This window comes from uncultured Sphingomonas sp. (genome assembly GCF_964243315.1).
Classification (GTDB): Bacteria; Pseudomonadota; Alphaproteobacteria; order Sphingomonadales; family Sphingomonadaceae; genus Sphingomonas.
In genome coordinates this window covers 1-14,276 of sequence record NZ_CAXTEM010000066.1, presented here as the reverse complement: position 1 = coordinate 14,276, position 14,276 = coordinate 1, and the positions used below count along the sequence as shown (strand labels likewise).

Here is a 14,276-nt window from a genome sequence, read left to right as displayed (position 1 = left end):
AGGCCGAGAAAGTCGAACTTCACCAGCCCGGCGCCCTCGACATATTTCATGTCGAACTGCGTGACCGGCATGTCGGAGCGCGGATCGCGGTAGAGCGGGACGAGTTGCGCGAGCGGTCGATCGCCGATCACCACGCCCGCGGCGTGGGTCGACGAATGGCGCGGCAGGCCCTCCAGCTTCATTGCCAGATCGAGTAGCCGGCGAACGCCATTGTCGTTGGCATATTCCTTGGCGAGATCGGCGACGCCGTTGAGCGCGCGTTCGAGCGTCCACGGATCGGTCGGGTGGTTCGGCACCAGCTTGGCGAGGCGATCGACCTGCCCGTAGCTCATCTGAAGCACGCGGCCGGTATCCTTCAGCACCGCGCGCGCCTTCAGCTTACCGAAGGTGATGATCTGCGCGACCTGATCGCGACCGTACTTCTCCTGGACGTAGCGGATCACCTCGCCGCGGCGGGTTTCGCAGAAATCGATATCGAAATCGGGCATCGACACGCGTTCGGGATTGAGGAAGCGTTCGAATAGCAGGCCGAGCTTGATCGGATCGAGATCGGTGATCGTCAGCGCCCAGGCGACGACCGACCCGGCACCCGATCCACGGCCGGGGCCAACCGGGATATCGTGGTCCTTCGCCCATTTGATGAAGTCCGCGACGATCAGGAAATAGCCGGGGAAGTCCATCTGAATGATGACGTCGAGTTCGAAGTCGAGCCGGTCGCGATAGGGCCGGCGCCAGTCAGCTTCTCCCCTCCCGTTTACGGGAGGGGCCGGGGGAGGGCTTGTCCAATCGGGGGCGTTAGTCTCCGCGGACAGGCCCTCCCCTAACCCCTCCCGCGAGCGGGAGGGGGATTTTAGGGCTTCGATCCGATCGAGCCGCGCTTCCAACCCCGCCCGCGCATCGTCGCGCAGCAGCTGCGCCTCGCCCGCGATGTCGCCCGCGAGGCTCGGCAGGATCGGCTTGCGGCTCGGCGCCATCACCGCGCAGCGTTGCGCGACGACCAGCGTGTTGGCGATCGCCTCGGGCAGGTCGGCGAACAGCGTCCGCATCGTGTCGGCTGGCTTGAGCCAGGCTTCGGGGCAGCTGCGCGGGCGGTCCTCGCTTTCGACATAGGTCGAATGCGCGATGCAGAGCATGGCGTCATGCGCGTCGCCAAACGCGCTTTCGGCGAAGCAGCAGGGGTTGGTGGCGACCAGCGGCAGGTTGCGGGCATAGGCGAGATCGATCAGCGCCGCCTCCGCCGCCTCTTCGGTGGCGTCGCCGCGGCGTGCGAGCTCGATGTAGAGGCGGTCGGGAAACAAGGCCTGCAGCCGGTCGGCATAGGTTTCAGCGCGCGCGGGCTGGTCCTCGGCGAACAGGCGGGCGACGCCGCCCTCGCCGCCGGCGGTCAGCGCGATCAGACCGGCGCTATGCTTCGCCAGCATCGCGAAATCGACATGCGCGGATTGTTCGATCGGGCGGTCGAGATGCGCGTGACTGACCAGCGCGCAGAGGTTGTCGTAGCCGACCATGTCCTGCGCATAGAGCGCGATCCAGTCGAGCGGGGCGTCGATGCCTTCGGGCATGTCGGGGCGGGCCAGCCCGAGCATCGTGCCGATGATCGGCTGGACGCCGTCCTTCTTCGCGGCGTCCGAAAACGCCATCGCGGCATAGAGGCCGTTACGATCGGTCAGCGCGGCGGCGGGAAAGCGCAGCGCCTTGGCTTGCTTGGCGATCGCCTTCGGCTCGATCGCGCCATCGAGCATGGTGTAGGAGGAGAAGATGCGGAGAGGAACGAAGCCAGCGTGCATCGATCCGGTATGGGGGCGCGGGTGCGATTCGGGAAGCGGCGATCGCGGTTGCGTTCTCCCGCAGCGATGGGGTGTGCAAGTTGCGCTTCGCCAGCCATCACCCTCCACCCCGGCGAAGGCCGGGGCCCAGTTGCGAGACATAGGTGGCAGAGGCCGGCCCTCCGTTACCAATCTTCCCCAACTGGGCCCCGGCCTTCGCCGGGGTGGTCATCAGGTGGTAGGGTGGCGGTGCGGGTTAGGCTCAGACGCCTCAGAGCAGCTTCAGAATATCCGCTTCGATGTCGTCCGGCTTCGTCGTCGGCGCGTAGCGGCGGACCGCGCGGCCCTGGCGGTCGATCAGGAATTTAGTGAAGTTCCACTTGATCGCGCGCGAGCCGAGCACGCCGGGGGCGTCCGCCTTCAGCCGGTCGAACAGCGGGTCCGCGTCGGGGCCGTTGACGTCGATCTTGGCGAACACCGGGAAGGTGACGTCGTAGGTCAGCGAGCAGAAATTCGCGATCTCGGCAGCGTCGCCGGGCTCCTGCGCACCGAACTGGTTGCACGGGAAAGCCAGAACCTCGAACCCGCGATCGCCCAAGTCGCGGTGGAGCGCCTCGAGACCCTCATATTGCGGGGTGAAGCCGCATTTGGAGGCGGTGTTGACGATCAGCAGCACCTTGCCGCGCCACGTATCGAGCGTCGCGGGACCACCGTCGGCGGCGCGAACCTCATAGTCGGTGATCGCGGTCATGGCGTTCCTTCCTATTGCAGCCGGCCCTCGTGGAGCCGGAGGACGCGGTCCATGCGTGCGGCGAGGCGCTCGTTATGGGTGGCGACGAGTGCCGCCGAGCCTTCCTCGCGCACCAGCCGCAGGAACTCGGCGAAGACGATGTCGGCGGTGGTCTCGTCGAGGTTGCCGGTCGGTTCGTCGGCGAGGATCAGCGCCGGGCGGTTGGCGAGCGCGCGGGCAACCGCGACGCGCTGCTGCTCTCCGCCGGACAGCTGACTCGGGCGGTGGGTCAGCCGGTGGCCGAGGCCGAGTTGGGTGAGCAGGTCGGTCGCGCGGGCGTCCGCCGCGTCGCGCTCGGCGCCGTGGACGAGTTGCGGGAGGACGACGTTCTCGGTCGCATTGAAATCGGGCAGCAAATGGTGGAACTGATAGACGAAGCCGAGCTGGTCGCGGCGCACCACGGTACGCCCGTGCGGATCGAGCTTCGCGGCTTCGGTGCCGGCGATGCGGATCGAGCCCTGGAAACCGCCCTCGAGCAGGCCGACCGCCTGCAACAGCGTCGACTTGCCAGACCCAGACGGGCCGAGCAGCGCGACGATCTCGCCGGGCTGGACCGCGAGATTGACCCCGCGCAGCACCTCGATCGTCTCGCCACCCTGCGTGAAGCTGCGCGCGAGACCGGTGGTCCGGAGGACGGCGTCACTCATAGCGGAGTACCTGGACGGGATCGGTGCTGGCGGCCTTCCACGCGGGGTAGAGCGTCGCCAGGAAGCTGAAGATCAGCGCCATCGCGGTGATCACGACGATCTCCACCGGATCGGTCTTGGAGGGGAGTTCGGTGAGGTAGCGGATCGACGGGTCCCACAGATTCTGGCCGGTCACGAGCTGGACGAAGTTCACGACGCCCTGGCGGTAGAACAGGAACACGAAGCCGAGCGCCAGCCCGGCGAGCGTGCCTAGCGCGCCGATCGTGGTGCCGACGATCATGAAGATCCGCATCAACCCGCCGCGCGTCGCGCCCATCGTGCGCAGGATCGCGATGTCGCGGGTCTTGGCGCGGACCAGCATGATCAGCGACGACAGGATGTTGAACACCGCGACGAGGATGATGATCGACAGCACGGTGAACATCGCGACGCGTTCGACCGCGAGCGCTTCGAACAATTGCGCGTTCATCGTCCGCCAGTCGGCGATCACGCCCCTGCCCCCGACCTTGTCGGCAAGCGGCGCGAGGATCTCGCCGACGCGGTCCGCGTCGACGGTCTCGACCTCCACCATCCCAGCGGCGTCGCCCATCAGCAGCAATGTCTGCGCGTCCTCGATCGGCATGACGACGTACGCCTTGTCGTAGTCATAGACGCCGATCTCGAAGATCGCACCGACGGTGTAGTTGACGATCCGGGGCACCGTGCCGAACGGTGTCGCCTGGCCTTGCGGGCTGATCAGCGAAATCTCGCTGCCGACCTGCGCGCCGAGTGCCTCCGCCAGGCGCACCCCGATCGCGATCCGGCCGCTGCCGCGGGTGATGCTGGACAGCGAGCCCATCACCACCTTGTTGCGGATCGTAGGATTGCTGCGGATGTCGGCAACGCGCATGCCGCGCACCAGCACCGCTTCGACCCGGCCGTTATAGGTGGTCATCAGCGGCTGTTCGATCAGCGGCACGGCGCTGGTCACGCCCTTGGTCCGCTGCGCCTCGGCGACGATCTCACGCCAGTCGGGCAAGCGGCCGCCGACGCCTTGCACCACCGCGTGGCCGTTCAATCCGACGATCTTGTCGAACAGTTCGGCACGGAAGCCGTTCATGACGCTCATCACGATCACCAGCGCGGCGACCCCGAGCATCACCGCGACCAGGCTGATCGAGGCGACGAGGAAGATGAACGCCTCGCCCTTGCCCGGCAGCAGGTAGCGCCGGGCGATCATCCGTTCGTAGCGTGAGAGGATCATGCGGTCGGCTCTAGGGCGCCGCCATGCGGCGTGCAACAAATGTTGCGGATTCGACACAGGTCGCGGCCAATCGATTCCGAAGGGCCATATCGGCCGTGACAAGCGCGGTGCGGGTGCCTAGCAAAACAATCACTGATGCACAGGCAATGGCCGTGGTTCGGGGATCTAGCTAAGGGCTTCGCAGCGAAAACGCGCGGGCCTGAAGCATCTAAGGGGGCTGACGAGTTTATCGTCACGCAGGCGCCCGGGTCGGCAACGATCCGGGCGTTTGCATGTCCGGAGTAGATGGGTCTCATCCCTCGCTAGCGTTCGTACCATGCCCGCTTCCTACAGCAGCTTCTTACCACCCCGGCGAGGGCCGGGGCCCAGGTGGGAAGGCAGAGATAACGACGCGCTGCCCGTCGTCATGATCGTTCCGCAACTAGGCCCCGGCCTTCGCCGGGGTGTTGGCGCAGGATGAGTTCGACGACACCAGCAAGGATCAGCCGGGCAGGTAGCGGAGCTTCCAAGTCACGCCCCCTGCCCGGCTTCCTCTCCCCGGCATGTTCGTTTTCGTACGGCCCACCTGAACCGGATCAGAACGTTTTCGACAGCGTCAGCCCGTAGGTTCGCGGGTCGCCAGGCTGGCCGACCACCAGACCGGTGCTGCCCGATTGGGTCGCGAGGAGTTCATAGTAGTCGGTGTCGAACGCGTTGCGGAGCCAACCGAACAGGTTCCACGATCCATCCTTGCGGAACCCGAGCCGGAAGTTGGTCAGCGCATAGCCGTCGATGTCGGTCGAGATCGATCGCGATGGATTCGACGAAAATTTGGAGCGATAGCTGCCGTCGACGCCTGCGTAGAATTGGCCGCTAGTGCCGAACACCGTCGCCGGCAGGTTGTACTCGCCGCCATAGGAGAACGCCCATTTGGAGATGCCGGGCAGGATCTGCCCGGAGATGTCGCAGTTGGCCGGGCTGGCCAATCCGCCCGACAATTCGGGCGGGCACGGCGCATCGACGAAGCGCGCATATTTGGCGTCGGTGTAGGCGGCGTTAGCGTAGAGGTTCAGCTGAGAGATCGGGCGGAACGCGGCGTCCATCTCGACGCCCTTCACCCGGACCTTGTCGGCATTAGCAAGGTAGCCGCGCAGCACGCCGATCTGGTTGTTGGTAACGGTCGCCTGATAGTCGTCGATCTCGGTCCAGAATGCCGCAAGGTTCACGGTCGCGCGGCGATCGAGGAACTGGCTTTTCAGCCCGAGCTCGTAATGGTTGACCGTCTCCGGCTTGACCGTGCTCGCCGACAGGATCGGGTTGTTCGCGGCGTCGAGCGGCAGGCCCGACAGGTTGATGCCGCCCGATTTGAAGCTGCGCGCATAGGTGGCGTAGGCGTGGAGATCGTCGCTGAGATCATAGGCGAGCGTCAGGTCGCCCGACACGTTCCAGTCGTCGAAGCTCGGCTTGTAGCTCTGCGGCGCGAGCACTCCGCGCTGGTCGGCGTTGAGCGTCGTGCTGCCGGTGCCGGTGGTCACGATCGAGACGTAGGACCCGTCCTTCTTGTCGTAATTGACGCGCGCACCCGGCTGTACGCTGAAGCGATCGGTGACGTGCCAGGTCAGCTTGCCGAATGCGGCGGCACTGGTGTTGGTGAAGCCGATCTCGTTTTCCGAGCGCAGGCCGTTGAGGACCGCGGGATTGCAGGCGTTCGTGGTCGGGGTGGCGCAGCCGGACGCACCGGCTGGAACGCTGGCGCCGGGGTTGAGCAGCCAGCGGCTGGCGGCGCTGCCCTGGACCTGGAGCCCCTGAGTGTCGATCGTCTGATGGAACAGGAACAGCCCGCCGACATAATCGACGCGGTTGGTGCCGTTGTTGGCGAAGCGCAGTTCCTGGCTGTACTGGCGCTGCTGCGACGGGTTGGCGGAGACCGAGGTGATCGGCAGCCCGGTGAAGTCGCGGTCGTTCGACGGGTTCCAGTTCCAGAAACGCCACGCCGTGACCGAGGTCAGGGTGCCCGCGCCGAGATCCCATTCGCCGAGCAGCGACAGCCCGCCGAGTTCCTGCTTGGCGCGCAGTTCGGTATCGAGGTCGGTAACGCGGTCGAACGCGTCGGTGCTGGGCGGCGCATAGCCGAATGCGGCGGCGAGCGCGGCGAACTGGCGATTGGCAGGGCGCTGGGTCGGGCCGACGCGGGCGTAGATCTGCGCGCAGCAGTCCGGGTTCTGGTAGTTGTAATCGCCCGACAGCGTCAGATCGAGATTGGGCGCGGCGCGCCACAGGATCCGGCTGCGCAGCGACAGATTGTCCTGCGAATTGACGTATTCACGGCTGGTGACGTTGTAGATCGTGCCCTTGCGGCTGGTGAGCGAGGCGGAGAGCCGGATCGCGACCTTGTCGTCGACCAGCGGCCCGGACACCGACGCCTTCGCCTGGACGTAATCGAGATTGCCGAGGCTCATCTCGCCGCGTGCCTCGGGCGAGAAGCTGGGCGCGCGCGAGGTGACGTTGATCGCGCCCGCGGTGGTATTCTTGCCGTAGAGCGTGCCCTGCGGCCCGCGCAGGATCTCGACACGATCGACATCGGTGAAGTCGAACGTCGCCGCGGCGATGCGGCTGTTATAGACCTGGTCGACATAGATGCCGACGCCCTGTTCGATGCCGTCGTTGGTGAGGCCGAACGGTGCCCCCAGCCCGCGGATGTTGGCGGCGGAATTGCGCGGGTTGGTCGAATAGAATTGCAGGCTGGGTTGGAGCTGGGTGAGCCGGCCGACGGTGTTCGCGCCGGTTTCCGCAAGCGCGGTGCCGCCGATCACCGACATCGCGATCGGCACGCGCTGGATCGATTCGTTGCGTCGCCGCGCGGTGACGACGATGTCGCCGCCCGCATCCGCGATCGCTGGCCCGGCGCGGGTGACGTCGGTGCCCGATGCCTCGGCGGTGCTTGATGCCTCGGCGTCCGGCGTGACGGGGGTCGTCTGGACCGCCGGGGCAGTCGCGGCCTGGCCAGCCAATAATAACGCGAGGGTCAGTGACATGCAGATCTCCGAGGTGTCCCGCCAGCAAAGTCCACTAAGTGAGTAGATGTTCAAAGAAGGAGAAGCTTGGCCGCCGCGAAGCGCGGCTATGTCACCGCGAAAACGTCTTCCGCACGGCCGCGAGATTTTGCGCGACCACCTCTTGACCGTCCTCGCGAGCACACCAAATCCGTTGCGTCCGTTGCTTCCTACGGAGAGCGGACGCGGCATCGCGTTTCGGCGGATGCCGGCACATCGTCAACTCGCTCACAAGAGGACTTGATCAATGCGACTCGATCTTACCCCCTATCGCCGTTCCACCATCGGCTTTGACCGCCTGTTCGACCTGATCGAGGCGAATGCGCGCGGCGCTGCCGAGAACTACCCGCCGTTCAACCTCGAACGCGTTGCCGACGACCGTTACCGCATCACCCTCGCCGTCGCCGGGTTCGCCCGCGACGAGATTGAGATCACCGCGCAGCAGAACCTGTTGCTGGTGACCGGTCGCAAGGACGACAAGGCGGAAAATGCGCAGTTCCTGCACGTCGGCATCGCCAACCGCAGCTTCGAGCGGCGCTTCGAACTCGCTGATTTCGTGTTCGTCGAGGATGCGCGGCTGAACGATGGCCTGCTGGTTGTCGACCTGGTTCGCGAAGTGCCCGAGGCGATGAAGCCGAAGTCGGTCGCGATCCGCACCGGCGCGCCGCTCGCCGCGGTCGAGGCCAGCGACAAGGCGAAGGCCGCGTAAAGAGCTCGGCGCTCTTGCTACTCCCTGAGAGCGCCTGAGGAGCGCCCGGGCCGAAAGGCTCGGGCGCTTTCTTCGTTTACCCACGGTTCCGTCATCCCGGACTTGATCCGGGATCCGGCTGCCTCGGCGGTATCCGTTGCTTGAGCGGGACCCCGGATCAAGTCCGGGGTGACGGGAGGTCGGGATAATTTACTGAGCAGGAACGGAAAGAAGCGCGGTCTAGACCAGCCGGCTCTGCTTCACCGCGGCTTCGATGAAGCTCGCGAACAGCGGATGTGGGTCGAAGGGTTTGCTCTTCAGTTCGGGATGGAACTGGACGCCGACGAACCAGGGGTGATCCGGGCGCTCGACGATCTCGGGGAGCATGCCGTCGGGGGACATGCCCGAGAATACCAGCCCGCCCTTTTCTAGCGCCTCGCGGTAGTTGGTGTTGACCTCGTAGCGATGCCGGTGGCGTTCGCTGATCGAAGAGGTGCCGTAGATCGATTGCACCACGCTGTTGCCGCTAAGCGAGGCCTCGTACGCGCCGAGCCGCATCGTGCCGCCGAGATCGCCGCCGGCTTCGCGAATCTGGACGCCTTCGGGCGACATCCATTCGGTGATGATGCCGACCACGGGCTCGCTGGTCGGGCCGAACTCGGTCGACGACGCTTCCGCGATGCCGGCGAGATCGCGCGCGCCTTCGACACAGGCCATCTGCATGCCGAAGCAGATTCCAAAATAGGGGATCTCGCGTTCGCGGGCGAAGCGGACGCTGGCGATCTTGCCCTCGGCGCCGCGCTCCCCGAATGCGCCGGGGACGAGGATCGCGTCGCACGGTTCGAGATGCGCGGCGATGTCGCCGTCCTCCTTCTCGAACAGCTCGGCGTCGATCCACCGGATGTTGACCTTCACCTTATTGGCGATGCCGCCGTGCACCAGCGCCTCGTTGAGCGACTTGTACGCGTCCTGCAGCCCGACATATTTGCCGACCACGCCGACCGTCACCTCGCCTTCCGGGTTGGTGAGGCGATCGACGATCTCTTCCCAGCGCTGGAGGTCGGGTGGCGAGGACGGGGTGATGCCGAACGCGCGGAGCACCTCCGAATCCAGGCCCTCGCCGTGATATTGCAGCGGCACCGCGTAGATGCTCTTGGCGTCGAGCGCGGGGATCACCGCGCTTTCGGGCACGTTGCAGAAGAGCGCGATCTTGGCGCGGTCGGACACCGGCAGCGGATGTTCGCAGCGGCATACCAGGATGTCCGGCTGGACGCCCAATGCGGCGAGTTCGCGGACCGAATGCTGGGTCGGCTTGGTCTTCAGCTCGCCCGCCGCGGAGATGTAGGGCACGAGTGTGACGTGGATGCTGATTGCGTTGCCGCGGCCGACCTCGTTCTTCAACTGGCGGATCGCCTCGATGAACGGCAGTGATTCGATGTCGCCGACAGTGCCGCCAATCTCGCAGAGCACGAAATCGAGATCGTCCGTTTCGGCGCGGGCGAACGCCTTGATCGCGTCGGTGACGTGCGGGATCACCTGGACGGTCGCACCGAGATAATCGCCGCGGCGCTCGCGAGTGATGATCTGCTGGTAGATGCGCCCCGAGGTGACGTTGTCCGACTGGCGCGACGCGACCCCGGTGAAGCGTTCGTAATGACCGAGATCGAGATCGGTCTCGGCACCGTCGTCGGTGACGTAGACTTCGCCATGCTGGTACGGGCTCATCGTGCCCGGATCGACGTTGAGATAGGGATCGAATTTGCGGATGCGGCAGCGATAGCCGCGTGCCTGCAACAATGCGGCGAGCGATGCCGCCATGAGACCCTTGCCGAGCGAGGAGACCACGCCGCCGGTGATGAAGATGAACCGCGCCATGGGAGTAATCGCCTAGCGTGTGAAAGGTACGAACGACAAGCGCCCGCGTCGCACGCAGGCGCTAATTAGCGGCGACACGTCGGGATCAGTTGGCGAGCGGAACCGCGCTGTTGTCCGCCGGTGCACCAGGCGCAGGGGTCGGCGCTGTGTTCGGCAGCGGCGCGGTCTGCTGGATCGGCGCGGGGGTCTTCGCGAGCGACGTGTCGATCGTCGCGGTGCCGCTGCGGGTGGCCGCGAGGATCGCGAGAACGATCGAGAAGAGCACGAACAAGGTCGCCAGTACCGCAGTGGCGCGGGTCAGGAAATCCGCCGCGCCCCGTGCCGACATCAGCCCGGACGGACTGCCGCCCATACCGAGCCCACCGCCCTCCGATCGCTGCATGAGGATCACGGTCACCAGCGCGGCGGCGATGACGGCGTGCACTGTGAGCAGAAAGGCGAACATTCATTGGTCCCGGACATGGCGCGAAGGCGGGCACATAGGCCGGAGTTTGCGTTCGATCAATGGCGGGGGTCGTTGTCCTTCCGACACCTATCCCATCCACCACCCCGGCGGAGGCCGGGGCCCAGTTCGGAGACAAAGGCAACGGAGCGATAACCTCGTCACGGTCGTCTCCCAACTGGGCCCCGGCCTTCGCCGGGGTGGAAGAAGAGCTGGGTGCAAGCGGCCTGCATCCCAATCGTTAATTAATAGCCACCCGCGAAACTCGCGTCGGACGAAGGCGTTATGACTGCGAAACGACGCCCGGCTACGGCGCATTTGCGGATAGAAATCAGTGTCAATCGCGGCCAACTCGCTCTCGACCTGGATGACTGCCCTGGTCGATTACGTCCGATCGGGCGAACCCGATCTCACCAATCGGCAGATGGCGTTGCTGCTGCTCGTGTATCTGAAACCCGGGCCGCATACGGTACGTGGATTGGCGCGGGCGCTCAACGTTTCGAAGCCTGTGGTGACGCGCGCCTTGAATAGGCTGGGTGCGCTCGGCTATCTGCGCCGCCAACGCGACGACAGCGACAAACGAAACATCTTCGTCGCGCGCACGTCGGAAGGGGCAAATTTCCTTGAAGAGTTCGGGCAGTTCATCGGCGAGACCACCGCGCCCGCACTCCGCCGGGTCCCCGCCTGACGCGGCATCGGCCGGCGCGTCGCCGCGCCCGTCGTTCGCGCTGACCGGCCGGTCGGCGGTGCTCGATCCGCGGACCAACGCGGTGCGCGGCGATCTTGCCGACGTCCGGCTGGCCGCTCTGGTGTTCGCGCCGCATTATGCCGCGCCGCTCCAGTGCATCGCGACGCGCGCGGTGCCGCTGCAATCGACTCGTGACGCCGTATCCGAGCCGCTTGCCGCGATCGCAGTCGGCGACCGGTTCGAAGTGCTGGAGCTCGCGGGCGACAACGCCTGGGGGATGGCGCCCGATCACGGGCTGGTCGGCTATGTCGATCGCACTGCGCTCGACGTGGCCGCGACGACAGAGGCGACCCCGGCATGACCGCCACCGTTTTCATCGACGGCGCCGTCGGGACGACCGGGCTCGAGATCCGCGAACGGCTGTCGGGCCGCAGCGACATCGAAGTGGTGACGCTCGCCGACGATCGCCGCAAGGACATCGCGGCCCGGCGCGAGGCGTTGAACGATGCCGATTTCGCGATCCTCTGCCTGCCCGACGATGCCGCACGCGAGGCGATGGCGCTGATCGCGGATGGCGGCACCCGCGTGATCGACGGCTCCAGCGCGCACCGGGTCGCACCGAGCTGGACCTACGGCTTTCCGGAGATCGGCTTCGACGTCGCGACCGCCCCCAACGTCTCCAATCCGGGCTGCTACCCGACGGGCTTCCTCGCTCTGGTCGCGCCGCTGGTACGCGCCGGGCTGGTGCCGCACGACTGGCCCCTGACGGTGAACGCGATCTCGGGCTATTCGGGTGGTGGCAAATCGCTGATCGAGCGGTTCGACGATGACGACGCGCTCGCCTTTCGCGACTACGGCTTCGCGCTCGAACACAAGCATGTGCCGGAGATGCAGCGCCACGCCGGGCTGGCTCATCCGCCAGTGTTCGCGCCGATGGTCGCGCGGGCGTTTCGCGGCATGATCGTCGAGGTGCCTTTGCCGATCGCGGCGATGCCGGGATCGCCGTCGCGCGCCGCGATGCTCGACGCGCTGCACGCCGCCTATGATCACCAGCCGGTGGTGACGGTGCACGACGACGCGCCCGACGAGCTGTTGATCGCCCGCGACGGTCCGCTCAGCGACCGGCTCGACTTGTATGTGTTCGGAAACCGTAGCGGCAATCAGGCACGATTGGTTGCCTGTCTCGACAATCTGGGCAAAGGGGCCGCGGGTGCGGCGGTCCAGAACCTCAACCTGATGGCTGGTCTCGATCCGCTCGCCGGTCTCGTCCTCTAAGCGAAGGTACGTCATGCAGCGCAATCCGGTCGGCAAGATGCTCCTGTTCGGGGCAACCGGCGATCTCGCGCAGCGGATGCTGCTGCCGTCGCTCTACGGCCTGCATGCCGATGGCCTGCTGCCCGAGGGGCTGACGATCACCGGCGCGGCGCGTGCGGATCATGACGATGCGTCGTACCGTGATTTCGCCAAGGCCGCGCTCGACCAGTTCCTGCCGGAGGATCGCGCCGGCGAGGAAGCGGTCGGATCGTTCCTGGAGCGCATCTTCTACCACAATGTCGACCTGTCGGACCCGGCGAGCTTCCCCTCGCTGGCCGAGAAGGTCGGCGACGTGTCGGGCGGGCTCGCGATCTTCCTGTCGACCGCGCCGTCGCTGTTCGAGCCCGCGATTGCGGGGCTGCACAAGGTGGGCCTGGCGGGCGACACGGTGCGGATCGGGCTGGAAAAGCCGCTCGGCTACGATCTCGCGTCGAGCCGGGAGATCAACGATGCGGTCGCCGCGGTGTTTCCGGAGAACCGGATCTTCCGGATCGACCATTATCTGGGCAAGGAGACGGTCCAGAACATCCTGGCGCTGCGCTTCGGCAATTCGTTCTTCGAACCGGTGTGGAACGCGCGCGGGATCGACAACATCCAGATCACGATCGCGGAAACCGTGGGGCTCGAGGAGCGCGCCGGTTATTACGAGAGCGCGGGCGCGCTGCGCGACATGGTCGCCAACCACATGCTCCAGCTGCTCGCGCTGATCGCGATGGAGCCGCCGTCGCATTATGACGGCACCGCGATCCGCGACGAAAAGGCGAAGGTGATCCGCTCGCTACGCCTGATCAAGCCCGAGGAAGCGCCGCAGGTGACGGTCACCGGCCAATATGCCGATGGCGCGGTGAAGGGCGCAATCGTCAAGAGCTATGGCGACGAACTCGGCAAGCCGTCGACTACCGAGACCTTCGTCGCGATCAAGGCGCATGTCGACAATTGGCGCTGGCAGGGCGTGCCCTTCTACCTGCGCACCGGCAAGCGGATGGCGGCACGGCGCAGCGAGATCGCGATCCAGTTCAAGGCGGTGCCGCATTCGATGTTCGCGGGGCGCGGCGGGCTGCTCCAGCCCAACATGCTGATCATCCGCCTGCAGCCCGAGGAGTATGTCCAGCTGCTGGTGATGGCCAAGGAGCCGGGGCTCGACCGCGAAGGCGTGCGGCTGCGCGAGGTGCCGCTGAACCTCAGCCTCGACGCGGCGTTTGCGGGCAGCCGCCGGCGGATCGCCTATGAGCGGTTGCTGCTCGACCTGATCGAGGGTGACCAGACGCTGTTCGTGCGCCGCGACGAGATCGAGGCGCAATGGACCTGGATCGACGCGATCCGCGCCGGTTGGGCCGCGAACGACATGAAGCCGAAAAGCTATCCGTCGGGCAGTTGGGGACCGTCGTCGGCGATCGCGCTGACCGAGCGTGACGGCGTGACCTGGCAGGACGACTAGGCTAACTTAGCCGCAAGCCAACCCCCTCCCGTTCGTGCTGAGTAGGGGCTGAGCGAAGCCGAAGACCCGTATCGAAGCAAGGTCGCACCCGACCTCCTGTCCCTCGATACGCCATCTCGACGTCGCTCAATGGCTACTCAGGACGAACGGACTAGGTGAGAACAAAGACATGACCGAGATCGAATGGTGGGATTACGACGACGCGGAGGAGATGGCCGCCGCGGTCGCGGGTGATATCCAGTTCATCATCGAAAGCGCGATCGATGCGCGTGGCGGTGCGGTGATCGCACTGTCGGGTGGCAAGACGCCGGTGCCGATCTACGCCAAGCTGGCCGCCGCCAAGCTCGACTGGA

The 14,276-nt window shown here is 66.0% G+C and carries 13 protein-coding genes; 6 read left to right on the top strand and 7 right to left on the bottom strand.

The genetic code is table 11. From position 1 onward, the window contains the following. From dnaE to ACFE77_RS14225, 5 genes are all read right to left on the bottom strand, one after another. Positions 1-1,787: DNA polymerase III subunit alpha (gene dnaE, locus ACFE77_RS14245; RefSeq protein WP_375422308.1), on the bottom strand; the 1,787-nt coding region annotated here is incomplete at its 3' end. Between the two features lie 250 nt (positions 1,788-2,037). Further along, positions 2,038-2,517, bottom strand: a complete 480-nt coding sequence (locus ACFE77_RS14240) for a glutathione peroxidase (protein WP_375422307.1) — start codon at positions 2,515-2,517, stop codon at positions 2,038-2,040. A gap of 11 nt (positions 2,518-2,528) precedes the next feature. Further along, positions 2,529-3,203: an ABC transporter ATP-binding protein gene (locus ACFE77_RS14235; protein WP_375422306.1), complete on the bottom strand. Its 675-nt coding sequence runs from the start codon at positions 3,201-3,203 to the stop codon at positions 2,529-2,531. After that, entirely contained in the window at positions 3,196-4,446 is a 1,251-nt protein-coding gene (locus ACFE77_RS14230) for a lipoprotein-releasing ABC transporter permease subunit (protein WP_375422305.1), read from the bottom strand. The genes ACFE77_RS14235 and ACFE77_RS14230 overlap by 8 nt, the downstream gene beginning before the upstream one ends. Before the next feature lie 575 nt (positions 4,447-5,021). Continuing rightward, the gene (locus tag ACFE77_RS14225; protein WP_375422304.1) at positions 5,022-7,460 is read right to left on the bottom strand and encodes a TonB-dependent receptor; all 2,439 of its coding nucleotides are present in this window, start codon (positions 7,458-7,460) and stop codon (positions 5,022-5,024) included. 265 nt (positions 7,461-7,725) lie between these two features. Here ACFE77_RS14225 and ACFE77_RS14220 point away from each other — a divergent pair, with 265 nt between their 5' ends. Then, entirely contained in the window at positions 7,726-8,187 is a 462-nt protein-coding gene (locus ACFE77_RS14220) for an Hsp20 family protein (protein ID WP_375422303.1), read from the top strand. Positions 8,188-8,406: 219 nt separating this feature from the next. Here ACFE77_RS14220 and ACFE77_RS14215 read toward each other — a convergent pair whose 3' ends face one another. Both ACFE77_RS14215 and secG read right to left on the bottom strand, forming a co-directional pair. Then, complete coding sequence (locus ACFE77_RS14215; RefSeq protein WP_375422302.1) at positions 8,407-10,041, bottom strand: CTP synthase; 1,635 nt, start codon at positions 10,039-10,041, stop codon at positions 8,407-8,409. A gap of 85 nt (positions 10,042-10,126) precedes the next feature. After that, positions 10,127-10,486 (bottom strand): preprotein translocase subunit SecG, encoded by a 360-nt coding sequence (gene secG, locus ACFE77_RS14210; RefSeq protein ID WP_375422301.1) that lies wholly within the window; start codon positions 10,484-10,486, stop codon positions 10,127-10,129. Between the two features lie 364 nt (positions 10,487-10,850). Between secG and ACFE77_RS14205 the strand changes: the two genes are divergently transcribed. From ACFE77_RS14205 to ACFE77_RS14185, 5 genes are all read left to right on the top strand, one after another. Next, on the top strand, positions 10,851-11,171 hold the full coding sequence (locus tag ACFE77_RS14205) for a MarR family transcriptional regulator (RefSeq protein WP_375422309.1): 321 nt from the start codon (positions 10,851-10,853) through the stop codon (positions 11,169-11,171). A gap of 58 nt (positions 11,172-11,229) precedes the next feature. Continuing rightward, positions 11,230-11,532: an SH3 domain-containing protein gene (locus tag ACFE77_RS14200; protein WP_375422300.1), complete on the top strand. Its 303-nt coding sequence runs from the start codon at positions 11,230-11,232 to the stop codon at positions 11,530-11,532. Next, positions 11,529-12,446: an N-acetyl-gamma-glutamyl-phosphate reductase gene (argC, locus tag ACFE77_RS14195; RefSeq protein WP_375422299.1), complete on the top strand. Its 918-nt coding sequence runs from the start codon at positions 11,529-11,531 to the stop codon at positions 12,444-12,446. The genes ACFE77_RS14200 and argC overlap by 4 nt, the downstream gene beginning before the upstream one ends. Positions 12,447-12,459: 13 nt before the next feature. Beyond that, a complete protein-coding gene (zwf, locus tag ACFE77_RS14190) occupies positions 12,460-13,923 on the top strand; it encodes a glucose-6-phosphate dehydrogenase (RefSeq protein ID WP_375422298.1) in 1,464 nt (487 codons plus the stop codon). Between the two features lie 169 nt (positions 13,924-14,092). Further along, on the top strand, positions 14,093-14,276 hold a 184-nt coding region (locus tag ACFE77_RS14185), incomplete at its 3' end, for a 6-phosphogluconolactonase (RefSeq protein WP_375422297.1).